Here is a 21,584-nt window from a genome sequence, read left to right as displayed (position 1 = left end):
TGTCCTTTTCATGCTTTCTTCTTCCTCCGCTCCCGGCGCATCCGTATATTGCGGTATATTTCATCATAAACAGTCAGCCACGGATCGATTTCCCGGGGAAGCGAGTGTTTCCGGTCATGAATAATCTGCAGCCACTGCCTCCGGTTTCTTTCATCTACCGGAGAAACCACTGCCGCAAGAAGCTGGCCGGACTCTTTTCCTTCCTTCAGAGGTTTCTCCCTGCTGTAAACGCATGACGCATTGAGAACTGCTTTATAATGGTCTGAGATAACCGCAACGTGAAATGTATCTCCCTTTTTCACAGACAGTTTTTCCGGAAGCCGCAGTGAAATTCCCTCTTCCGACACATCCGCCGTTCTCCCCCTGCGGTATTCTCCCCGGCTCCATATCTCCGCTTTTTCCTCTGCGCCGATCCTGTCTGAAACACGCTGTGATTCTCTTCCCATCATAAAAAAAAGCGCGTACAGAAGAGCCACCAGGTTATACCCCAGCCAGAACAGGATCACGCTGCTGTACACCAACGCCATTCCATACTTGCCCCGCAGGAACCGGATCAGGGACAGAACGGTAAGGATAATCAGAATTCCGTGAGGAATCAGGTAACGGGCGGATGTGGTCTTTGCCCTTTGCTTCCTCTTATCTGTTACTTTGAATTTCTTCTGGTGAATCCCCACCGATTCCAGAAAAACCGGGATAATCAGATAGGGGGCAAGGATGGTATCTATAATCTGGCTCCAGCGCAGATTCCGGATATTGGTGCTCAGATACCCCATAGATACACGGCTGCACACATATGACGGCAGCCAGAACAGCAGCAGCTCTCCAAACCCGCATTCCACCAGCCGGAACCCGAACAGGGCAAAGAGGACCGGAGCCAGGATAAAGATCATCCTGCACAGAAAAGACCACCAGTACAGATAGGAATTCAGATAGGACAGACGCGCCGCGGCCGGCAGTTCTTTCGCGAATACCGGGTTCGTATTCTGAATGCTCTGGATTACGCCCCTGGCCCACCGGATCCTCTGCCCGATCATGCTCTCTACCGTTGTAGTGGAAAGTCCTGCTGCCAGGACTTCCGTTGTGGCATAAGTGATATACCCTGCTTTCTGAAGACGCAGACTTGTTTCAAAATCTTCGGTCACCGTATCATACGGGAATCCGCCGATCTCTTCCAGTGCCGTCCGCAGGATGACGGTATTGCTTCCTGTATACACAGCAGTATTGGAAGCATTTCTCATTACATTGATCTCCCTCGAAAAAAAGTCCTGCTCATTGGGAATATCCTTTTCCGAAAAAAGATTGAACTGAAACAGGTCCTGATTGTAAAAACTCTGAGGTGTCTGTACCAGTCCCATCTTTTTCTCCGGTATAAAAAAATAGGGGACTGTCTTTACCAGAAACTCTCTTCTCGGAATCATATCTGCGTCAAATGTAGCAATCAGCGGAGAAAACGTGCAGGAAAGAGCATGATTATAGTTTCCTGACTTGGCATGCCGGTTATCTGAAAGCCCCAGATACCCCACGCCAAAATCCTCCGCAAGCTTCCGGATTTCCTCCCGGTTTCCGTCATCACACACATAAATATGAACTTTTCCCTTATCCGGATATTCCAGAAAGGTACAGGCATTGACTGTCTTATAAAGAAGCTTTGCGGATTCATTGTGGGTAGCAATAAACACATCCACGTCAGGAAACCGTTCCGGGGGAACCTCCGGAAGATAAATTTCAGACCTGCTGCTTTTCATCCGTCCGGCCATCAGCTCCGCCATCCCCAGAAATGTTACCGTTTCCGCCAGAACCAGCGCGATCCCCGCCGCGGCCTGCAGAAAGCCGGCGCTCCAGGGAAGAGTAAAAAAAATCCTCCATAACAGATAAACCATGGAAAAGAAAATTGTCATCAGAAACCATATGTTTCTCTTCTTTTCAGATGTCATAGGCTCAGCCGTCCTTTCTTCTTTTCTGAAACACCCATCTTTTCTGCGCCTGGTAAGAAAAAATGAACAGAATGCCGTCACAAAGAAGCTTTGCCGCGGTCGGTTTTATGTGAAAAAATTCGGAGACCGCATATACTGAAAAAGCAGACACTGCAGTAATTCCGACACACAGAATCAGGTACCGGACAGCTTCCTTCTTTTTTCCCGAGGACCGGCAATGGTCTTTTCTCTGCTTTCTTCCCTTCACTTCTCTCCGGAAAACCCAGTTCCTGTTCAGAATAAAATTCACTGCCGCAGAAAGCACCCGCGCAATTACGGTAGCTGCGGCAATCTGCCGGAACTGTCCCTGCTGCCCGGGACCGAAAAAAAGGGAAAGCAGAGAAGCGCTCCGGATATGAGTAAAAGTTTCATCAAAAAGCCAGAAAAGAAACAGATCCAGCAGTGCGCACAGCAGAGACGTGAATACAAATCTCCCGGGGCCGCCGAAAAGCGCTCCCGTAACCCGGAGGCTGTCCTGAACCGGCCTGAAATGCGTACCTGCATTTTCATTTAGGTAAACCGTCTCAATCTTTTCCGTCCGCACGGGTATACCCTGTTCTGCGCACGCAAAGAGAACGCGCGTCTCATACTCAAACCGGTCTCCGGGAATTTCCAGCATCAGATCCAGAAGCATTCCGTCAAATGCCCGGAATCCGGTCTGAGTATCTGCCAGATATATGCCGCTGAACACCCGGAAAAGGACGGATGAAATCCGGTTTCCCAGTCTGGATTTCCAGGGAACCTCTTTTCCCGAAAAATCGCGGACGCCAAGAACCAGCGTATCCGGATGCTTTTCCGCTGTCCTTAACAGCCGCACTCCATCCTGCGGAAGGTGCTGACCGTCACAGTCCAGGCACAGCACTCTGCACGCTTTTCCGGCAGATTCACGCACATACCGGAATCCTGTTTTCAAAGCCTGCCCCTTTCCCCTGTTTTCTCCGTGATGCAGTACAATACATCCTGCCATCTTTTCGATCCGGTCAAATATCTCCCGGTAGTCCCTGCCGGATCCGTCGTCAATAACTACAACCTGCGACGGAATTTTCTCCTGAAGCTCTCTGATCTGTCTGCACAGTCCGGACTCCGGTTCCAGAGCCGGAATGATAATATATGTCCTCTTCATTTTCCGTCATCCTTTCCTGTCTGTCTCAGATGATACAGCCGGCTTCCCTTCATCTGGCCGGTCGCCGCCCAGAATCCTGCTTCTGGGGCAGTCTGATCTGCATCCGATACACTCCCTTCTCATGCAGTTAATCATTTTGCTGTTAATATAAAAGCGGTCTTTCCCCAGATATTTTGAAATATACAGCGCCGTATCCGCGCATTGATACAGATGCCTGTAATCCCGGATGCTCCCATCCACAGGAACCGCTCCAATGCTGGCGGAAACCCGGTATTTGTCATAATCTTCTTTCAGTGCGCTGCGGATATCCTCAAGAAGAGCGCTGAACTTTTCCTCCAGGATTTCCTCCGACACAGAATTGCAGACAAGAACCACGAATTCATCCCCGCCAAGCCGGCCTGTGACATCCTCTTTTCTGAAGGCTTTGGACAGACACTGCGCGAATTTCTGAAGGGCCCGGTCTCCCTCCGGATGTCCTTTAAAATCATTGATCTGTTTAAAATTATCCAGGTCAAAAAGGATCAGCGCCCCGCCCGGATGCTCTTCTTTCAGAAATGCTTCTGCCCGGCGTTCAAAGCCATTTCTGTTGTACAGGCCTGTAAGCGGATCATAATCCGCCTCTGTCCGCGCGACAGAAAGCTGATCTTCCATCCGGTCCATTCCCTGTGATTTCTCCACATACTCCCGTTCAAGCTGAAAAATCATTTCCATCAGAGGCCTGAGCTCCGGGATCTCACTGCCGTCTTCTTTCAGTTCCCGCCCGCCCCGGATGATACGGCAGATCTCCTCCGTGATCTGCTCAAAATGGCTGAACAGATATTTTTTCAAATGATGCCGCACCATCAGCACAGTCAGTACGCTGATAAATCCGATCACTGCCAGTCCGATCCAGAATGTCAGAAATATATTGCCCAGCACCCGGTTCATACCGGAAAAAGCCACCAGATACATCTCATCCAGCTCTCTTACCACCGCGCTCTGAAAGGCTCCGTTGACCGAAAGCAGCACTGGCTCCCCTTTTGGAAGCCGGGCAAGATAATCCAGCATCTCTTCACCCTCACTGACATCTTTAAGCCGGATCTCCTGACTATTGTTCTCGGTGATGCCGAAAACTCTGCCCCTTTCCTTACCAACTGCAAAAATGCTGGTCTCATATTCAGTTGTTGCCTGTTTCAGGATTGTTCCTACCACTTCTTTCCCGTTTAACAGTCCTGTCCGGGACATATCCGCGTCGATCCGCACTGCAGCGAACCGTTCCGACTGTGATCCCGCGGCTGCGTAGAAATATTCCGGCCGGTTCTGAAAATCCGCCCTGTCAATCCGCACTGCAGTACTTTCCCCTTCTGCCGCAGTTTTCAGCTCCTCCATCAGTGCTTCCTCTTCCCGGATTCCCTGCAGAGTTTCACTTGTACTTAAAAAAATTACTCCCTCTGAATCAATCAGGGAGATCTCGCCCGCCTTCATAAGTCCCTTCAGGATCTCCAGACCGTTTCTGTCAATCATCTGCGTATCGTGTGCCGCAATATACTCCACCGCCCGGGCACGGTTTATATAATCTTCTGTCAGATGCTCCAGATTCTCCTCATATTCCTGTGAGGCCTGTTCCAGATTTGCCTCCACACTCGTCAGAAGCTGATTCAGATATCTGCCGTTTTCCTCTACTCCCCTCTTATAAAGACTGACAGCAAAAATCAGCACGGTCAGAACAGCGGAGAACAGAAATGTGGCTGCAAGTCTTTTATACAGCCGTTTCATATGCACCCCTCCATCTGATATACTGTTCTTTCGGCAGCGGTCTGGAAAAGTAATACCCTTGTCCGAAATAACACTGGTGCTCCACAAGAAAACAGATCTGTTCTGCCGTCTCCACACCTTCAGCCACCACTTCCAGCCCCAGGCCTCCTGCCATTGTAATTGTAGACGCAAGAATAATATCCGCTCTGGGATCTCCGATTCTGCTGACAAAATGCCGGTCCAGTTTCAGAATATCAAAGTGGACTTCCTGTAATAATTTCAGAGTAGAACAGCCGGTTCCGTAATCATCCATGGCAACCCTGTATCCCTCCTCCTGCAGATCATCCGCAAGCTGTATTATCCCTTCCCCGCCGTTTTCTTCCGCAGATGTCTCCGTAATTTCAAAAGAAAGATCTTGCCGGGTCACTCCATACTGTTCTGTAAGCCTCCGGAACCGCTCCGGAGTCTCCCGCCTTTCTGCATGCAGCCTGGATAGATTCACTGATACAGGACCAAATGGAATCTTCCGCTGTTTCGACTCACTGATGTCCTGACAGACAATCCGCATCACTTCCGCATCCAGCAGAGCCGTGAGTCCCGCTTTCTCCAGAAGCGGAATGAATTCATCCGGCCGCACCAGACCACTGTCCTGTCTCTGCCAGCGAACAAGCGCTTCTGCACCTCGTGGAACCCCTGTCCTCATGTCAACCTGAGGCTGATACCAGACATGAAACTCTCTGTTCTTCAGTGCCTCTCCAAAGCGTTCTGCCGTCTCCGATAATCTGTCTGTTCCCATAAAAGCCTCCGTATTCCTGCAAATGCATGCTCCTGTATCATTAGAATGCCTGAAAGCCGGGAACTTTATACCATACTTTTTTTATCACAAAAACGCTGCCCCAAAAACCTGTTTTTTATTTTTCTTTCACCCACGGAAATATAAGGGTAATCTCAAATATATTCTCTGTCTGTTTAACCCTGAAGTATCCGTTCATTTTTTTCATCATCTTCTCCACATTATGGAGGCCGATATTCGTGCTGCCCTCTGTTTTTCTCCGGTCTTCCGTGCTGCAGCTGATCCCGTTTCGAAAGGCCAGACCTCCGTACTCTTCTGTGTATATGGTTTCTATTCGTACAGGCATACTCTTATCTGCATATTTTTCGATATTGGAGACAATGTTGTCCATAATCCTGTTTATATACTCTTCATTTACACGGATCTGCCTCCTTTCACTGCCTGATCCGGTGTCCGGCCGCAGTCCTACTGTATATCCGCGCTCACCCAGATAAGCTGTCATTTCCGAGAGGGGATCGTAAAAGAGCTCCCGCAGTGTCTGCGGATCCCCGAGCTCTGCTTTTGTTTCCTCTGTGATAAGGGCATATTCGAATATATTGTCTGACAGACGTTTGATCTGACGTGCCTTTTTCTCGATCTTGCGGACATACTCCATAGCCTGCCGCGGGTCTTTTTCTGCTTTCTTCCCGAGTATCTCCGTATAAATGAGCAGTGAAGTAAGCGGAGTTCTCAGATCGTGGGACATCTCGGTTATCATTCTGCGGTTGGCGGCTGTAAGCTCTGCTTCTTTTTCATTGCTCTCTCTGAGGGCCATGCGCATATTGTCAAGTCCGCGCGCAAGTAGAGAAAGCTCGTCCTTTCCCTGTACTGTGACCTGATAATCGAGATCCCCGCTCCCCAGGATCTCACATTCAGCTTTCAGTCTGCCGATATACCGCACGGGTTTCCGTATGCCCAGTATCACAATTGCGACAAGCAGAATAACTGCGAGGAGAATTTCCGCTGTCATGGCATAACTGTATAACGGATATGAGAAAAATCCATACAGAAATACATCCGCCGTTCCATCTGCAAATTCCGCTGTATAGTAATACTCCCAATCGTAATACGCTCCCTCCGCCTCTGCGTCTTCCACAGCAGCATCGGGATAATTGGAATCATAGGTAAGAATCTCGTCCTTATAAACCTGGATGGATACAATCTTCCGCTTTCTCACCCATTCTGTAAGTTTTTCCGAATCGTTCGACGCCGCTTTGGTTTCGTCTATGTAGTCCTGAAGATCCTGTATATACGCTTCGCTCAGTTTTTCAATGTGGCTGCTGTCCGAAAAAATTTTTGTAATCATCTGTTCACCCGCATAGTTGATCACAACAAAGAACAGACCGGATACCGCCACTGCGGCAAGCAGCAGCCCCGCCAGTTTAAAATACAGAGAGTGCATCTTCTCCCTAACGTTCTCCAAACCTGTACCCCTTTCCCCACACTGTCAGAATGAGCTTCGGATTCTTCGGGTCTTTTTCAATCTTTACACGCAGTCTCCGGATATGTACCATCACCGTAGAATTGCAGTTATAAAAGTACGGCTCGTTCCAGACGCTTTCATACAGATTCTGAGCAGAAAATATCTTGCCCGGATATTTCATCATCAGCAGCAGAATATTGTACTCAATCTCTGAGAACTCCACATTTTCACCATTTATGAGTACTTCATTAAACTCTTCGTTAATCCGTATGCCCGCCTGCTCAATGTATTTCTGCGTCTGCTCCTCTTTGGGTTCTTCTTTACACCTGTATATCTTCCATCTTCTGATTAGCGCCTTTACTCTGCCGAGGAGTTCAGAATAGGAAAACGGCTTTGCCAGATAGTCGTCCCCGCCAGCCATAAGACCGATCAGCTTATCTGATTCCTGCGATCTTGCCGTCAGAAACAGAACCGGGACATAAGAAATCTTCCGGATCTCCTCGCAAGTTTTAAGTCCGGATATTCCCGGCATCATTACATCAAGTATGACGAGATCCGTCTCCTCTTTCATAAGCTCAAGACCTTTCCTTCCATTCTCCGCCTCCGATACAGAATACCCCTCTCCTTCCAGCAGGATTCTCACTCCTTCCCTTATATCCGCATCATCCTCTACAATCAATATTTTTTCCATGAATCGCCGTACCTTTATCTTTCCACAGCAGAACAGGTGCAGTTCCCTTCCGGGAATACACTCTGCTGCCGTTCTTCTCTGTTCTTAAACTCATATATCAGCGGGATTTTCTGCCGGAGTTTGTACCGGATGAATTCCTGTTTTTCCCTGAGGCGGCTGAGTTTTTCTTTCCTGATTTTTTATTGGATGAACTGCTGTTTTTTCCTGAACTTCTGCCCGTAGAATCTGCAAAACTGCCTCCGGTACTTTTTTTACTGTTGCTGCCGGAGCTGTTCGTTCTGTCAGAGCTGCCCGAATTCCTGTTCTTAGAATTCTGACCGGTGTTTCCGGATTTTTTGTTATTGGAGCTCTGACCGTTGTTACGCGAATTTCTGTCGGAATTACTGTCTGAGCTATTGGAAGTATTTCCCGATCTGCCGTCAGATTTTCCTGTCGAAGAACTGTCTGAACTTGTGCTTGTAGAACTCTTACTGTCTGACTTCTTAATGTCATTTCCTCCGCAGGCTGTGGCCGACACTGCCATCATAGCCACCATTCCCAGAACCAGACCTTTCTTCATAAATCCTTTTATCTTCTTTTCTGCTGTGTTTCTTTTCTGCATATTCCTTGTCCTCTCTTTCTTATAGCAGGATTTCAAAGGCTTCTCTGTTATGACTGTTCCTGCTGTCTCTGCCTTTGATGGTTCTTATTATCAGGCACAGACCTTAACCAATCCTGAACGAATTCTTAATAAATCTGAAATCCTTTGTTTTCCTGAAGAAAGGCACATATTTATTCTTCTTTTCCCGGGCGCTTTTCCGCAATCTCCAGATCATACGAACAGTCCGATTTCTGTTTATACTCATCCCATCCTTTCCGCACTGAGCTGTTTTGTATATTTTATCATCTCATGGACGACATAGACCGCAACAATGAATTCTGTAATCGGCATTGCAAACCAGATCGCGTTTCCGCTGAATACTGCCGGAAGCAGATAGATCAGAATGCCGCCGACAGATACCTGAAATAAATCGTTTTAATTCTGCCATTCAGAAAATCCATTTTCTCATCCTCCTGTAATAACCTGATAAAGCAAAAAACCGGATAAGGAATAAGCATTGCAGCTTATCTCTTATCCGGTCTGTCATTTCTTTTGAATGACCTTCCCTCCGAGGTTCAGGCGTCTCAGCCTGCCTCTTATCCGGCTGATACTGTTTTTTCCTTAACAGACAGCCCTCCGAGCAGTATTATGCATAACATATTGAATTTTATTTGTCAAATGTTCCTTCCCTTATTTTATAGATCAGGTAGTCCAGAGAATCCAGACTCTGCTGTTTCTCATGAATTATTTCAAGCACTTCAAAACGGAATTTCCGCAGAATACGTATCATTTCGTCTTTTTCGTCCTCTTTCTGCAGTGTCTCCAGCTGTCTCAGATTTTCTTCGTCCATCCCTGCTTTCTGCAGAAACCGGACCGTTTTATCCGGTAATGTCATCTCCGTCCTCCTTACCTGAAAAAGTGTAAGCACATAGTGGAAAAATATTTTTCTCTCTGTACTTACATTATAGTCCGGCCCGCATACCGTGTCTAATACCTGATATATATTTTACAACATACCTTCCGGGCATGAATTTTCAGCTGTTTTTCTTCTCCTGAATTTCCTTCTCTGTCAGGCATTTTCGTATATGACTTATAAACTTTTCTGCCGCTGTCCCGAATGGCTGCTGCCGTTTCCACGCCAGAGCGCAGGTTGACGCCAGTTCCGGTTTCAGCGGCCGGCACGTCAGTTTGGTCTGATCCCAGAAGTCAGCGGAGCCGCATGTATTGATAGAATAGGCCAGCCCCTGATTTGCCATAACTGCGCTGCTGGCAGGAAGATTGCTTGTAAAGAGCACCTGGATCTTATCATAGTAATCCCCGAACCAGTTCGCGATCTCTCCCTGTATGCTCGGCCGCCTCGGCATAATCAGCGGCACGCCCACCAGATCTTCCGGCGTGATGTATTCCTTTGCGGCAAGGGGCGCGTCCGGGTGCATGGTAACCACGCACCTTTCCGTAACCGGAAGCCGGATAAAATCATATTTTTCCAAATCCACCGGCTCCAGCAGCAGACCGATATCTGTCAGTCCTCTGTCCATCCGTTCTTTTATATGATCTGCCGTAGCCGTATAAAGGTCAAAGGTAACCAGAGGATACTTTTCATGAAAAGTCCGGATCAGTTCCGGAAGCTTCTGGACCGACCGCAGATCACCGCAGCCGATCGCTACCACTCCTTCCACCTGCTCATCCTGTTCTATCAGTTCCCGCTCTGTCTTGTCTACCAGCTCCAGGATCTCCTCTGCCCGGCGGCGGAGCAGCATTCCCTCATTTGTAAGGACAATTCTCCTCGTTCCCCGCAGGAACAACTTTACTCCCATTGACTCTTCCAGCTGCGAGAGCTGACGGCTCAGCGTGGGCTGTGTTATATGGAGCACCTGCGCTGCCCGTGTGATGCTCTCCTCTCTCGCTACCGTCAGAAAATATCTCAGAACTCTTATCTCCATAATACAGTCTCCTTCTTATCTATCCGATTACCCGGAATTCTTTCCATCTGCCTCTGCGGAAACGGATCCAGAAAATTACCGCCCGGATCATCCAGTCCAGACACATGGCAAGGGCTACTCCGATTACCCCCAGATGCAGCCGGATGCCGAACAGAACCGAGAAGACAACCCGGCATGCAATGGTAGAGAATACACTGACATACATAGTAAATTTTACGTCTCCGGCAGCCCGCAGTCCGTTGGCCAGCGCGCCTGAAAAAGGATAGAACAGCGCGTTGAAAACGTTGTGTATGAGAACCAGTATTACCACCAGCCGGGCCGCCTCATCCGACAGCGCGTACCCTTTCAGCACAAAAGGCGCTGCCAGCAGGATCAGGCCGTTCCAGAGAATAGAGGCAAGCAGGGTAATCCGCAGAAGTTTTCTCATATAGTAATCCGCCGCCTCTGTGTCTCCCGCTCCCATGCACTGGCCGATCACGGTGACAAATGCCAGCCCCAGAGAAGTTCCCATCAGCGCCGCCACGGACCAGAAGCTCTGAGCCACGCCATTGGCCGCGATCTGCACAGTCCCGAACAGTGCGGTAATACTGCTGAGAGCTACTTTCACCAGCTGGAAGAGTCCGTTTTCAATACCATTTGGTACGGCAATTCCAAGGATCCTCTTTACCATGCTTCCGTTCCGGCAGAAAATATTCTTCCATGTCAGATATACGCGAACCGGACTTTCTGTCTCTGTCCCGCCGCTGTTTCCCGTCATCCTGTCTTTCTGCCGGAAACAGAGAACGACAATAACCGCCGCTGAAAAAGATCTTGCAATCAGGGACGGATAAGCAACGCCTGCCACTCCTGCGTGAAATACAAAGACGCCCAGTGCATTTCCCGCAATATTAATCATATTCGCGGCAAGAGAAAGATGCATGGTCACATCTGTCTTTCCCATACTCCGGTAAATGGCCGCCCCGGCGTTGTAAATGGCGATTGCCGGATAGGAATAAGCGGAGATCTGAAGGTAAGTCACACACGCCTCCATCACATCCCGGTCCACCTCGCCGAACAGAAGCCTCAGAAGCTGCCGGTTCAGTATCAGACAGACGGTCATTGCCGCCGCGGAAAAAACCGCCGCAGTCATCACAAGCTGCCCCGCCGCCAGACTCCCGTTTTTCTGATCCCGGCTTCCGATATACTGGCTGACCACCACAGCGCCGCCTGCCGCCAGAGCAGAAAACAGGAAGATAAACACTGTATTGAACATATTTACAAGAGAAACACCGGATACCGCTGCCTCCCCGGCGTAACTTACCATAAATGTATCTGAAACTCCGACCAGCACTTCCAGCAGCTGTTCGAAAAAAAGCGGAAGTATAAGCAGTTTCAGCGCATGATTCGAAAAAATCTTTCTCTCATCCGGTACCGCTCCGGCCGGTTCTGTAAGCCGGTACAGCAGCTGTTTCATTGGTTCTTCCTCCCCGGCAGATGTTATCTTTCTTACAAAATAAAGTATAATTCTTTGGTTCCGATATATCCAATACTTAATTTCAATAGACTTTTATGCCCTGAAAGCATCAAAAACCGCAGGAATACTTGCGCCGAATACTTGCGCCGCATCCCCACGGTTTTTCTGTTAATCTTTCTTCTTTTTTCTATTGTCTCTTACATGTTTTCAATCAGAATCTGTGCCTTTTCTGTATGACCGCAGAATTATTGTTTTCTCTTCTACTGTCCTGCCTTTACTTCTTCAAATTCTCTCTGAATCTGTTCAGAAGGCTGCGGCGTCAGCAGCGACACCACCACAATGCACAGGCAGGAGAAGAGAAATGCCGGCAGCAGCTCATAGATATCCCACAGGCCGCCCAGGGGACGAACCAGCAGATTCCATACAAAAACCATTCCGGCGCCGCCCAGCATGCCGGCAATCGCTCCGGCTCTGGTTATTCTCTTCCAGAACAGACTGAAGAGCATCAGCGGTCCGAACGTAGCGCCGAATCCGGCCCAGGCGAAACTTACAATCGTAAAGATAACACTGTTCTCATCCAGCGCAATGATAATTGCCACAACCGCGATCAGAAGCAGCGTAATTCTTGAAATATTCAGCACTTCTCTGTCAGACGCCTTTTTGCGGAACAGTCCCTGGTAAATGTTCTTCGCGAATGCGGAAGCCGCAATCAGAAGATAGGAATCCGAGGAACTGATCGTCGCCGCAAGGATGCCGGCCATTACGAATCCCGCGATCAGCGGAGGAAGCAGGTTCGTGGAAAGAAGAATAAATACGTTCTCCGCGTCTGAAGATGTTGTAAGAGCCGTCGGATACAGGGTTCTTCCCACCAGGCCGATAAATACTGCGATAGTAAGTGAAATCACAACCCATACCGTTGCAATACGGCGGGAACGCTTCAGCTCATCTTCGTGGCGTATTGCCATAAACCGGAGCAGTACCTGAGGAACGCCGAAATATCCCAGTCCCCACGCAAGAGCTGACGCGATGGGCAGGAATCCATAAGATGCCGCTTCTCCGAAAAGGGGCACGCCTCCGGCCGCCTGCTGCACACCGTCAACCGTCTGGGGCGAGGCAATCCCGAAGAAATCAAGAAAGCCCGGTATACCTCTGACATTGTCTATAACAGCGCCAAGGCCGCCCGCTGAGATGGTTCCCACACAGACGATAACCCCCAGCGCAATAATCATTACCATAGCCTGCATAAAATCCGAAGCGCTCTCCGCCAGGAATCCTCCGATAATCGTGTAGATCAGCACAAATACTGCTCCGATAATCATCATGGGGATATAAGGCAGATCAAACAAAGTAGAAAACAGCTTTCCGCAGGTTACAAGGCAGCTGGCCGCATACACGGTAAAAAAGATCAGAATAAATACAGCCGCTATCGTCATAATAACTTTCCGTTTCTCATGGAAACGGTTGGAAAAATATTCCGGCAGCGTGATTGCGTTTCCTGCCTTTTCACTGTAACGGCGCAGCCGTCTGGAAACGATCAGCCAGTTTACATAGGTCCCCACTGCCAGACCGATTGCCGTCCATGCCGCGTCCGCGATTCCGCACCAGTATGCCACGCCCGGCAGTCCCATAAGCAGCCACCCTGACATATCGGACGCCTCCGCGCTCATTGCCGTCACCCATGGTCCCAGGCTTCTGCCTCCCAGGAAATAGGCGTCCGAGCTTGCGTTTGCCTTTTTCGCAAAAGTAACTCCTAAAATAATTACCGCCGCCATGTAAATAATCATGGCAGTCAAAATCTGTAAAGTGTCTCCCATTCCATAGTATCCTTTCTGTTTTTCATACCGGCATACACCGGCGCTTTTTCCTGTGCCTGTTCCGGAAAAAACAGTTCCCGGAATCATCCTCTGTACACAATATGAAATTGATTATAAACAAATTATAAAATTTTGGCAATCCTTTTCTGAGTCTCTGCTGTCCTTTCTCAATATTCCGGAGGATCAAAGCTCAAAATTCTGCCGGGACAGTTCCTGTCCCAGATTTTCTTCTGAAAAACGGAAAATCAGATCTTCTCCCTTAAACCAGACCAGATCTAATGTAAGGCGCATAGCTCCCTGCAGATCCGGTGGTTCCGCGGCATAAACGGATTCTTTCCCGCCGTCTGTTTCCAACGCCCGGTAAAGTACACACAGCAACTCACGGCACTGATCCTCCTCCCGGATTTCCATCCCATATATTTCCTGCCTGTCCTTCCCCGCAGCTTCTGTCTCCTCGGGCTTCTGCTTTCCGGAATTCTCTGTTCTGTCAGTTCCGCAGTTCCAGTATACCTGAACCGAAGATACATTCCGCATCAGTCCCTGAATAAGCGCCTGCGCAAGGGTATAAAAGGCATCCAGCGCGGATTCCGTCTTATCTTTCCCGTCTTTCAGATCCAGGAAAAGCACTGCACGTCCCTTCGTCTCCTCCTCATATTCCTTCACCCACAGACTGTCCCTTCTCGCCGTCTGATTCCAGTAAATATGGCGGACCGAATCTCCGTCTCTGTATTCCCGGATCTGACGTACTTCTTCATAATTATTCCCCGGCAGAAAAGAAACCTGCGGATACTGATCTTCCAGGCCGTCAGAATCCGATTCTTTCCTGATCTGCATTTCATACCGGGGCGGAAACACAAACACATCTGTCTTTTCTTCCACTCTTCTTTTTCCGGAAAACAGCGAAAGATAATCAAACACACGGAGTTCCTCTGAGCGGTAAGAAATAATTCCACAGTGTTCCTGTCTGTCCTGAACGGAAATGATATGCTCGCCGCATTCAGTGCTTCTGTATACTTTCCGCTTTTTCACAGCCTTTCCGTTCCGGAAAATCTGAAACCGCAGCGCAAATCTGGTAACCGGAAGCCTGCCCCGGTTTTCTGCCTTCAGCGTCCAGGTGAAAGGACGGTCCTTTTCGGCAAAAACAGTCTTCTCCTCAACAGACACGCTCAGATGTTTCTTCAGATACCGGCTCAGGATAAACATAACCGGTATCAGAAAGAGCTGTGTCAGAAAGAGAACCATCAGAGCCGGATTTTCATACATGCCGGCAATATAATATATAAAAATGAGAAGGGCGAGAAACACAGACTTTCTCATCTGTATCCCTCCCCCATCGGCGGTATTTCTGTATTTTTTATGATTTCATCTATGATCTGTTTCTTTGTCTTTTTTCCATTTTCGCAGTTCCTGAGAGAAGAATACGGTGTGACACTACATAAGGGAACTGGCCGCTTACATCCAGAGGCGTCACATAATCCCTTCCCTCCATCCAGGCAGCGGCCTTCGCCATTTTCACCAGCGCAATGGTAGCTCTGGGGCTTGCGCCTCTTGCGACTGCGGAATGATCTCTGGTCGCCCGCACCAGATTCAGAAGATATTCATACACAGAATCCTTCATATACACCTGATAAATTTCTTTCTGCATGTCCTGAAGCATCCCGCCAGTCAGTACCGGCTGTATCATCCGGTACTTTTCATCCGGTCCGATACCCTTTGCCATGGCAAGCTCACTCTCATAATCCGGATATCCCAGACTCAGACAGACCATGAAACGGTCTACCTGTGCTTCAGGAAGATACTGGGTTCCTGTGGTTCCCGCAGGGTTCTGTGTTGCAATAACAAGAAACGGAGAAGGCACCTCTCTGGTCACTCCGTCTACAGTTACTTTTCTCTCCTCCATAACTTCCAGCAGGGCTGACTGGGTTTTCGGGGAAGTCCGGTTGATCTCGTCCGCCAGAAGCAGGTTGCAGAAAACGCTTCCCTCCTGGTATACAAATTTTTCTTCCTCTCTCCGGTAAATCGAAAATCCGGTCAGATCCGACGGAAGAACGTCAGGGGTAAACTGTACCCGGCGGTAGTCCAGCTGCATCGCTTTTGAAAAGGCTACCGCAAGTGTTGTCTTACCCACACCGGGAATATCTTCCAGAAGCACATGGCCGTCTGCCAGAAAAGCAGTCATGATCTCTTTTATCTCTTCACTTTTTCCTAAAATCACATGGTTCACCTGCTCCAGCACCTGGCGAACCGCCTTGTTTTTTTTCTGTTGTCCGCGTCTGATTCATATGCGTTAGACTCCATATTTCTCCAGGGCATACAGCGCAGCCCCGGCAGCTCCTACAATTTCAGGTTCCTCACAGATATAAAGCTCTGAACCGATCTTTTCTTCCACGGCCGTAACCGGTGGAAACAATCCAGGAAATATCTTCCCTGACAAGACCTGCCTTTTCCAGTACATCCTTTAACACTCTGTCGGCGCTGACTCCGGATTTCGCGCCTGTACGCACCACAGAGAAGGCTCTGATCTTTCTGTCCTGATCCATAATCACTGCATTGGTTGATGTAGAGCCACTGTCTATTCCCATTACATACATTGTGCCGTCACTCCTTCTTTGTTTTTCCGGTCTGTGCCTTTCCGCGGTCAGCGACTCCAGAAACGCCTCGATTCTTGTCCGTACCTGTCCGCTGCTCTGACGGGTGTAGTCTGTCTCAAGCAGAAGCATGGGACGGTCCAGCCAGTTTTTCAGCCAGGCATATTCATAGGCATAATTGTCACAGAACTGAACTGTGTGATAGATAATCCCGATATTGACAGCCCTGTCCTTTACGGCATACTGCTGTTCTTCCTCTTTCTCCTTTAAATATGCGGTAAATTTTTCTTCATCAAATCTTTTTCCGGAAAATGCTTCATACTCCCGGATCATAGCCCGGATCCGCTGTTTGTAAAGTGTGATTCCCGCGTCTTTCGTAATCCGGGGCGTATCCAGCATATAGATGAATTTGTCCGGGAACTCTTCTCTGAGTACGTCGTAGAGCCGGCGGATGCTGTCGCAGCAGGTCGTCAGGATCACGCCTTCATAATCACTGCTCATGACCTCTTCCAGCACGCCCTTTGCAAAGCTGCAGATATTCGGATGCATCCGGATCTCGGCCTGGTTAAAATTGGTCACATCCGGTTCGATCCGCTCCATCTGAACTCCCATGGACTCGAACACTTCCACCGGAGCGTATTTACATATATAACCTAACATGCTCTTTCCTGCTCCTCCTCTGTCAACCGGCCTGCGCTGCTCTTTTCTCCGTCCGCCTCTGTTCCGTTTTCATTTTCCAGCATCTCCAGGAATGCTTCCAGCCGCGTTTTGATCTGTCCGTCATGGCTGTTTCTCCGGTCAATGCCGTCGCCGTCAAGGATCAGCATGGGAATATTCATCTCATTCAGCTTTTCCTTGAGCAGAAGACTGCCGCCTGAGGATTGTTTGCATCCCCAGTGGCAGAACTGGATGACCGCATCCGGATGAAGCGTATCTGCCAACTTCCCGACCATATCCGCCTTTCCCGATATATTCTTCCAGAGCCCTGAGCACCGCGTCATTTTCAAATGTTCCTCCCTGTACCACAATCCGGTCTCCCAGGGAATCTACGTTGGAAAGACGCACAACCTTTGTAAATACGTTTTCAATAATCGATCTGCACAGGCCTGCCATAATATCTTCCGCACGTCTGCCGTTTCTCTGTTCCGTAATAATACTGCTGTTCATAAATACCGTACACCGGCTTCCCAGCACTGCGGGATGCCGGGACGAAAATGCCGCGTCCGCGATCTTGTCCACCGGAATATGCAGGGAAGACGCAAAGTTTTCAAGGAAAGATCCGCAGCCGGAAGAACATGCCTCATTCACGAGGATATTGGTAATAATCCCGTTCTCCAGCCAGATCGCCTTCATATCCTGGCCGCCGATGTCCAGAATAAAAGAGGCGTCTTTTACATATTTCTCCGCTGCCCGGGCATGGGCTACTGTCTCTACCGTATGGTACTCTGCCCGGAATGCCTTTGCGAACAGCTGCTCGCCGTAGCCGGTAGTGCCTGCCGCGATAATATGAAGCCTGCTTCCCGCCTTTCTGTAGCGTTCTCTCATATCAATGAGCGCACGGCGGGCAACCTCAAGGGGCGAACCTTCATTCGGCGCGTAAAACGTATCCAGGATCTCTCCGTCTTCTCCAAGCAGGACAAATTTTGTAGTCGTGCTTCCGGAATCAATTCCCAGCCATGCGGAGATGTCCTTGTTTTTTTCAATTCCGGCATGGCGGGGTTCTGTTTTTTATGTCTTCTGCAGAACTCGTGCCGCTCTTCTTCCGAGGCAAAAAGCGGCGCGGCCTCTTCTCTGCTGTTCTCTGTTATGACGGACTTTTTCTCATTCAGAATCTGAAGCAGCTTTTCCGCCGTACAGTCTTTTCTCCGCGCAGGAATATTTACGGCGGAGACTGCCGCGCCTCATCTTAGCATCCTGTCCTCCCAGTTCAATGGCTGTACCGATATTTTCATACTGACTTTTCAGAGCCTCCGCATTTGCAGCTACCTCCTGAATAAACGGAACCCCCAGCTACTCTGCTATGGGCTTTGCTCCGGAACCGATCATGCCCACTCGAAACAGAGTGTGGGGGAATTGATTTTTTAGCTGCTCCAGCACGTAAATCACACTTTGTACCTGATCCGCCTGGTGCCTTCTGTAATCAGAATAAAGAATTCTGCCGTCACACGGATCCACTACCGTAACCTTCGTTGTGGTAGATCCGATGTCAATGCCTGCTGTCAGATTTTTACAATCCGCAGCTCTTCTCTTTTCATTTGTCACTTTATCACTTACTTTCTCTTCGGTTATCTCTGTAAAAGGGAAACCCTTTGCAACTGTTTTACTACCGCTTTTGCCGAATTTACAACCGCGGATCTTTTTTTCTCGAATATGACGGATAGTCGGCCTGAAATTGTCCTTTTTACATGCATATTGCTCATTACGCTGTTTTCTTTTTATTCGTCAAACTCCAATGTCAGATACTTGAAACGTTCGTCATGCCATTTTTTTACAACCTTTCCGGATCTGGTTTTCAGCCGTTCACGGTTCGTGAAATTGCCGCTGGCCCCATAGGCGTGTTCAAGCATGTACCAGTAGGATGTGGGAAGTTTGTTTTCCTCCACCTGCAAAATATCGCCGATCTCACAGCAGTCCGGCGTCTCAGTAGTAAAGTCCATTAATCTTGCCATAATTTCTCAGCTCCCTGCTTTTATATTGTAAGTACTCTGCTGTTTCTGCATGCTATAACCTCCCTGTTTCTTTACTTTAAGCCAAACTCTACAGGGGGCTGGGCACTGCAGTGCTCCCCGATTATTTTTTCCATCCAGATCATGTGATACCAGTTTCCAAATTTATACCCGCATTTATGAAATTCTCCCACTTTTACAAAGCCCAGATGCGCATGGAACTCTGCGCTGTTTCTGTTGAGATACCGGTCTTCCTTTTCCGGATACCCGATGCAGGCATACAGGTTTAGTATGCCCGTTTTTTTGAGTCTGCTCTCCAGCGCTTCATAGATTTTTCTCCCCAGTCCGCATTTCCGTGCATTGCGGTCAAGATAAACCGTCAGCTCGCATGACCAGTCGTAGGCGGCGCGTCCTACAAACGGTCCTGCATAAGCATAGCCTTCAATTACTCCGTCCCTTTCAATAACCAAGTATGGATACCGTGCCTTCGTCTTCTTTATCCGTTCCTCAAACTCCGCTAAAGATGGAACTTCATATTCAAAAGTGATTGCTGTTTTCTTTACATAATATGCATATATTTCCAACAGCCGCGCCGCATCTTCCAGCTGCGTGTCTCTGATTATGATGTGATTCATTTTAATCCTCCGGTCTGGACAATGTGATTTCCTAAATTATAACAGCTGTCATCCCCGGTTACAACATCTCTTCAGAAAGCACAGCGGAATATTAACATCAGTTAAAACCGTGAACCCCCATATGGGGGTTCACGTGTTGTTTTTATTTCTTCACATCCAGCAGCTTAGTTCCCTCCGGCGGATTGCTGTCCACTGCGCCTACAATCCTGTGGGGCACATATGGCTCTTCCAGGAATGCAATATCTTCTTCTGTTAATTTCACCGAAAACGCGCCGGCGGCGTCATCAAAATGGGATGCTTTCGTAGCCCCGATGATCGGCGCTGTTACTCCTTTTTCCCATTCCCATGCCAATGCGATCTGCTGCATTTTTACGCCATATTTTTCTGCCAGACGATGAACCCTGCGGACGATTTCCATATCCTGTTCCTGAGTCCGGTCATATTTTCCCATAGCTGCCCGGTCTGTCTTACTGCGGATAGAGTCCGGTTTCCGTTTTTTCTCGGACTTGCTGAAAGAATTAATATATTTTTCATTTTTTCCTCCATACAAAAGCCAGAACCATGAAACGATAAAAAGTCCCATGGTTCTTGGCAGATTATTATTTCATTTCTTTTTCCCAGTAACGGATCACATTGAGCTGTGCCTCGTCACCCAGCTTCTCGATCGTCTCAATCTCTTCTGCGGACAGCTCAACTTCTGCTGCCTTCACAGCATCCTCTACCTGGTAAACTTTCGTCACTCCGATGATCGGCAGCGTGCCTTTTGCAATAGCCCAGGCGATCGGAATCTGTGCAGCCGCCACATGATGGCGGTCAGCGATCTCCGCCAGTCCGGCGTTCAGTTTCTCCAGCTGTGGGAGCATCGGATTGTAGGTTCTTCCCCGGTCAGAGTCTTCCGGGAATGGATGCTCTGTGCCGTACTTCCCGGTCAGGGCTCCCTGCTCCAGCACCATATAGGAGAAGAAAATGATATCATTTTCTTTGCAGTAGTCCAGTATTCCGGAAGTTTCCGAAGACCGGTTCAGAAGGCTGTAGTGATTCTGGATCGCAGAGATCTTCAGGCCCTCTTTTGCCAGAATGTCAGCCGCTTCTTTGATCTCCGCCAGGCTGTGGTTTGAAAGACCGATCTTCCCGATCTTTCCGCTCTTTGCAAGAGGGATCAGCTCTTTCACCCATTTCGGCGCGTCCAATGGATTGTGAATCCAGTAGAAATCCATATAGTCTGTCCCCAGCAGTTCCGCGCTCTTCTCATACAGCGCGGTCACAGCGTTCTCTGCTGTCGGATCCGCACACTGCGGTGTAAATTTATCAGAGATCAGATAGCTGTCCCTGGGAACTCCTCTGAGAAAATCCCCCAGAACCTTTTCCGAAGTTCCCATCCCGTACACATACGCAGTATCCCAGAGATTCAGTCCTTCTTTCATGGCCGCGTCGAATACCGGCCTGAGAGTTTCCGGCGTAAGAGTTCCTCCAAATGTACCATCGTTTCCCCATGCCCATGCTCCAAGAGCGACCTTAGGCATTTCTTTTATTTCTGCCATGTTGTTTTCCTCCCGATATTCTGCTACTCGCTTATATTCATACATTTTCCGATCACATCGCCTGTCCGGAGATACTCATACGTCGGCATCTCAAAAAGAACCGGTTTCAGTGTACGGTAATCGATCTTCCCTGCATCGTTCAGCACGTTCTCTTCTGCATAAACGCCGTCAATCTTACAGATAAAGCTCTCGAATCCTTCCGTTTCATAGATATCATCTACGATACAGTCCATGACTACCGGAGCCTCGTCAACGACCGGCGCTCCTGTCCCTTCTGTGTGGTACGCGAACATATCGGATTTATCCACCTTGTTTCCGCTGACGCATCCTGTACGGTCCGCTTTCTTCAGCATTGCCTCATCCACGATATTTACCGTCAGGGCACGGGTTTCTTTGATTCCCTGATTCGTATAATGGGGTTTTGCAAGGCTGACCATGATCCGGTCGTGGCCGATGATCCCCACATGCCCTGCCAGGACATAATTCGGTTTTCCGTTTACCATCGTTCCCACTACAACAAGCGGAGTAGGATAAAGCGCAAGACTTTTTCCAATATTCTTTTTCATGATCTTTTACTTCCTTTCGGTT

22 protein-coding genes are annotated in these 21,584 nt (G+C 48.8%); all 22 read right to left on the bottom strand.

All coding sequences use genetic code 11. The features are described 5' to 3' along the window. Nucleotides 1–8: 8 nt before the first annotated feature. The 22 genes from AC0QUU_RS06930 to AC0QUU_RS06825 all read right to left on the bottom strand — a co-directional run bounded on the left by AC0QUU_RS06930 (nucleotide 9) and on the right by AC0QUU_RS06825 (nucleotide 21,562). Nucleotides 9–1,934: a glycosyltransferase family 2 protein gene (locus AC0QUU_RS06930; protein WP_474545401.1), complete on the bottom strand. Its 1,926-nt coding sequence runs from the start codon at nucleotides 1,932–1,934 to the stop codon at nucleotides 9–11. A 4-nt stretch (nucleotides 1,935–1,938) separates the two neighbouring features. Then, nucleotides 1,939–3,096 (bottom strand): glycosyltransferase, encoded by a 1,158-nt coding sequence (locus AC0QUU_RS06925; RefSeq protein ID WP_474545400.1) that lies wholly within the window; start codon nucleotides 3,094–3,096, stop codon nucleotides 1,939–1,941. Nucleotides 3,097–3,102: 6 nt separating this feature from the next. Continuing rightward, the gene (locus AC0QUU_RS06920; protein WP_474545399.1) at nucleotides 3,103–4,851 is read right to left on the bottom strand and encodes a GGDEF domain-containing protein; all 1,749 of its coding nucleotides are present in this window, start codon (nucleotides 4,849–4,851) and stop codon (nucleotides 3,103–3,105) included. Further along, entirely contained in the window at nucleotides 4,835–5,626 is a 792-nt protein-coding gene (locus tag AC0QUU_RS06915; protein ID WP_474545398.1) for an EAL domain-containing protein, read from the bottom strand. The genes AC0QUU_RS06920 and AC0QUU_RS06915 overlap by 17 nt, the downstream gene beginning before the upstream one ends. A 115-nt stretch (nucleotides 5,627–5,741) precedes the next feature. Continuing rightward, nucleotides 5,742–7,085, bottom strand: coding sequence for a HAMP domain-containing sensor histidine kinase (locus AC0QUU_RS06910; protein WP_474545397.1), 1,344 nt, complete (start codon nucleotides 7,083–7,085; stop codon nucleotides 5,742–5,744). After that, on the bottom strand, nucleotides 7,072–7,776 hold the full coding sequence (locus AC0QUU_RS06905; protein WP_474545396.1) for a response regulator transcription factor: 705 nt from the start codon (nucleotides 7,774–7,776) through the stop codon (nucleotides 7,072–7,074). The genes AC0QUU_RS06910 and AC0QUU_RS06905 overlap by 14 nt, the downstream gene beginning before the upstream one ends. Before the next feature lie 97 nt (nucleotides 7,777–7,873). Further along, nucleotides 7,874–8,377 (bottom strand): hypothetical protein, encoded by a 504-nt coding sequence (locus AC0QUU_RS06900; protein ID WP_474545395.1) that lies wholly within the window; start codon nucleotides 8,375–8,377, stop codon nucleotides 7,874–7,876. A 646-nt stretch (nucleotides 8,378–9,023) separates the two neighbouring features. Further along, entirely contained in the window at nucleotides 9,024–9,251 is a 228-nt protein-coding gene (locus AC0QUU_RS06895; RefSeq protein ID WP_474545394.1) for a hypothetical protein, read from the bottom strand. A 139-nt stretch (nucleotides 9,252–9,390) separates the two neighbouring features. Continuing rightward, entirely contained in the window at nucleotides 9,391–10,299 is a 909-nt protein-coding gene (locus AC0QUU_RS06890; RefSeq protein WP_474545393.1) for a LysR family transcriptional regulator, read from the bottom strand. Between the two features lie 19 nt (nucleotides 10,300–10,318). Then, nucleotides 10,319–11,752, bottom strand: a complete 1,434-nt coding sequence (locus tag AC0QUU_RS06885; protein ID WP_474545392.1) for an MATE family efflux transporter — start codon at nucleotides 11,750–11,752, stop codon at nucleotides 10,319–10,321. 260 nt (nucleotides 11,753–12,012) lie between these two features. Then, a complete protein-coding gene (gene putP, locus AC0QUU_RS06880; RefSeq protein ID WP_474545391.1) occupies nucleotides 12,013–13,566 on the bottom strand; it encodes a sodium/proline symporter PutP in 1,554 nt (517 codons plus the stop codon). A 183-nt stretch (nucleotides 13,567–13,749) separates the two neighbouring features. Beyond that, nucleotides 13,750–14,883, bottom strand: coding sequence for a DUF58 domain-containing protein (locus tag AC0QUU_RS06875; RefSeq protein ID WP_474545390.1), 1,134 nt, complete (start codon nucleotides 14,881–14,883; stop codon nucleotides 13,750–13,752). A gap of 49 nt (nucleotides 14,884–14,932) precedes the next feature. Then, nucleotides 14,933–15,802 carry an AAA family ATPase gene (locus AC0QUU_RS06870; RefSeq protein ID WP_474545389.1) on the bottom strand — a complete coding sequence of 290 codons (870 nt, stop codon included), beginning with the start codon at nucleotides 15,800–15,802 and terminating at the stop codon, nucleotides 14,933–14,935. A 115-nt stretch (nucleotides 15,803–15,917) separates the two neighbouring features. Continuing rightward, nucleotides 15,918–16,814: a 2-hydroxyacyl-CoA dehydratase gene (locus tag AC0QUU_RS06865; protein WP_474545388.1), complete on the bottom strand. Its 897-nt coding sequence runs from the start codon at nucleotides 16,812–16,814 to the stop codon at nucleotides 15,918–15,920. Continuing rightward, nucleotides 16,808–17,107 carry a 2-hydroxyacyl-CoA dehydratase family protein gene (locus AC0QUU_RS06860; RefSeq protein WP_474545387.1) on the bottom strand — a complete coding sequence of 100 codons (300 nt, stop codon included), beginning with the start codon at nucleotides 17,105–17,107 and terminating at the stop codon, nucleotides 16,808–16,810. Before AC0QUU_RS06860 ends, AC0QUU_RS06865 begins: the two co-directional genes overlap by 7 nt. Beyond that, nucleotides 16,995–17,822 (bottom strand): BadF/BadG/BcrA/BcrD ATPase family protein, encoded by an 828-nt coding sequence (locus AC0QUU_RS06855; RefSeq protein WP_474545534.1) that lies wholly within the window; start codon nucleotides 17,820–17,822, stop codon nucleotides 16,995–16,997. Before AC0QUU_RS06855 ends, AC0QUU_RS06860 begins: the two co-directional genes overlap by 113 nt. Nucleotides 17,823–18,164: 342 nt before the next feature. After that, nucleotides 18,165–18,416 (bottom strand): hypothetical protein, encoded by a 252-nt coding sequence (locus AC0QUU_RS06850; RefSeq protein ID WP_474545386.1) that lies wholly within the window; start codon nucleotides 18,414–18,416, stop codon nucleotides 18,165–18,167. 173 nt (nucleotides 18,417–18,589) lie between these two features. Next, nucleotides 18,590–18,823 (bottom strand): hypothetical protein, encoded by a 234-nt coding sequence (locus tag AC0QUU_RS06845; protein WP_474545385.1) that lies wholly within the window; start codon nucleotides 18,821–18,823, stop codon nucleotides 18,590–18,592. 71 nt (nucleotides 18,824–18,894) lie between these two features. Further along, on the bottom strand, nucleotides 18,895–19,455 hold the full coding sequence (locus AC0QUU_RS06840; RefSeq protein WP_474545384.1) for an N-acetyltransferase family protein: 561 nt from the start codon (nucleotides 19,453–19,455) through the stop codon (nucleotides 18,895–18,897). 142 nt (nucleotides 19,456–19,597) lie between these two features. Beyond that, entirely contained in the window at nucleotides 19,598–20,038 is a 441-nt protein-coding gene (locus AC0QUU_RS06835) for an aldo/keto reductase (RefSeq protein ID WP_474545383.1), read from the bottom strand. A gap of 16 nt (nucleotides 20,039–20,054) precedes the next feature. After that, nucleotides 20,055–20,996: an aldo/keto reductase gene (locus tag AC0QUU_RS06830; protein WP_474545382.1), complete on the bottom strand. Its 942-nt coding sequence runs from the start codon at nucleotides 20,994–20,996 to the stop codon at nucleotides 20,055–20,057. Between the two features lie 23 nt (nucleotides 20,997–21,019). Then, nucleotides 21,020–21,562, bottom strand: coding sequence for a flavin reductase family protein (locus tag AC0QUU_RS06825; RefSeq protein WP_474545381.1), 543 nt, complete (start codon nucleotides 21,560–21,562; stop codon nucleotides 21,020–21,022). Nucleotides 21,563–21,584: the final 22 nt, after the last annotated feature.

The organism is Mediterraneibacter sp. HA8405 (genome assembly GCF_056148955.1).
This window is presented reverse-complemented; position numbering and strand designations above follow the sequence as displayed.

What these genes read in the sequence shown, in the direction of transcription:
- AC0QUU_RS06930 (WP_474545401.1), bottom strand. Translation starts at nt 1,934, where the DNA reads ATGACATCTGAAAAGAAGAGAAACATATGGTTTCTGATGACAATTTTC.
- AC0QUU_RS06925 (WP_474545400.1), bottom strand. Translation starts at nt 3,096, where the DNA reads ATGAAGAGGACATATATTATCATTCCGGCTCTGGAACCGGAGTCCGGA.
- AC0QUU_RS06920 (WP_474545399.1), bottom strand. Translation starts at nt 4,851, where the DNA reads ATGAAACGGCTGTATAAAAGACTTGCAGCCACATTTCTGTTCTCCGCT.
- AC0QUU_RS06915 (WP_474545398.1), bottom strand. Translation starts at nt 5,626, where the DNA reads ATGGGAACAGACAGATTATCGGAGACGGCAGAACGCTTTGGAGAGGCA.
- AC0QUU_RS06905 (WP_474545396.1), bottom strand. Translation starts at nt 7,776, where the DNA reads ATGGAAAAAATATTGATTGTAGAGGATGATGCGGATATAAGGGAAGGA.
- AC0QUU_RS06900 (WP_474545395.1), bottom strand. Translation starts at nt 8,377, where the DNA reads ATGCAGAAAAGAAACACAGCAGAAAAGAAGATAAAAGGATTTATGAAG.
- AC0QUU_RS06895 (WP_474545394.1), bottom strand. Translation starts at nt 9,251, where the DNA reads ATGACATTACCGGATAAAACGGTCCGGTTTCTGCAGAAAGCAGGGATG.
- AC0QUU_RS06890 (WP_474545393.1), bottom strand. Translation starts at nt 10,299, where the DNA reads ATGGAGATAAGAGTTCTGAGATATTTTCTGACGGTAGCGAGAGAGGAG.
- AC0QUU_RS06885 (WP_474545392.1), bottom strand. Translation starts at nt 11,752, where the DNA reads ATGAAACAGCTGCTGTACCGGCTTACAGAACCGGCCGGAGCGGTACCG.
- putP (WP_474545391.1), bottom strand. Translation starts at nt 13,566, where the DNA reads ATGGGAGACACTTTACAGATTTTGACTGCCATGATTATTTACATGGCG.
- AC0QUU_RS06875 (WP_474545390.1), bottom strand. Translation starts at nt 14,883, where the DNA reads ATGAGAAAGTCTGTGTTTCTCGCCCTTCTCATTTTTATATATTATATT.
- AC0QUU_RS06865 (WP_474545388.1), bottom strand. Translation starts at nt 16,814, where the DNA reads ATGTTAGGTTATATATGTAAATACGCTCCGGTGGAAGTGTTCGAGTCC.
- AC0QUU_RS06860 (WP_474545387.1), bottom strand. Translation starts at nt 17,107, where the DNA reads ATGGTCGGGAAGTTGGCAGATACGCTTCATCCGGATGCGGTCATCCAG.
- AC0QUU_RS06845 (WP_474545385.1), bottom strand. Translation starts at nt 18,823, where the DNA reads ATGGCAAGATTAATGGACTTTACTACTGAGACGCCGGACTGCTGTGAG.
- AC0QUU_RS06840 (WP_474545384.1), bottom strand. Translation starts at nt 19,455, where the DNA reads ATGAATCACATCATAATCAGAGACACGCAGCTGGAAGATGCGGCGCGG.
- AC0QUU_RS06835 (WP_474545383.1), bottom strand. Translation starts at nt 20,038, where the DNA reads ATGGGACTTTTTATCGTTTCATGGTTCTGGCTTTTGTATGGAGGAAAA.
- AC0QUU_RS06830 (WP_474545382.1), bottom strand. Translation starts at nt 20,996, where the DNA reads ATGGCAGAAATAAAAGAAATGCCTAAGGTCGCTCTTGGAGCATGGGCA.
- AC0QUU_RS06825 (WP_474545381.1), bottom strand. Translation starts at nt 21,562, where the DNA reads ATGAAAAAGAATATTGGAAAAAGTCTTGCGCTTTATCCTACTCCGCTT.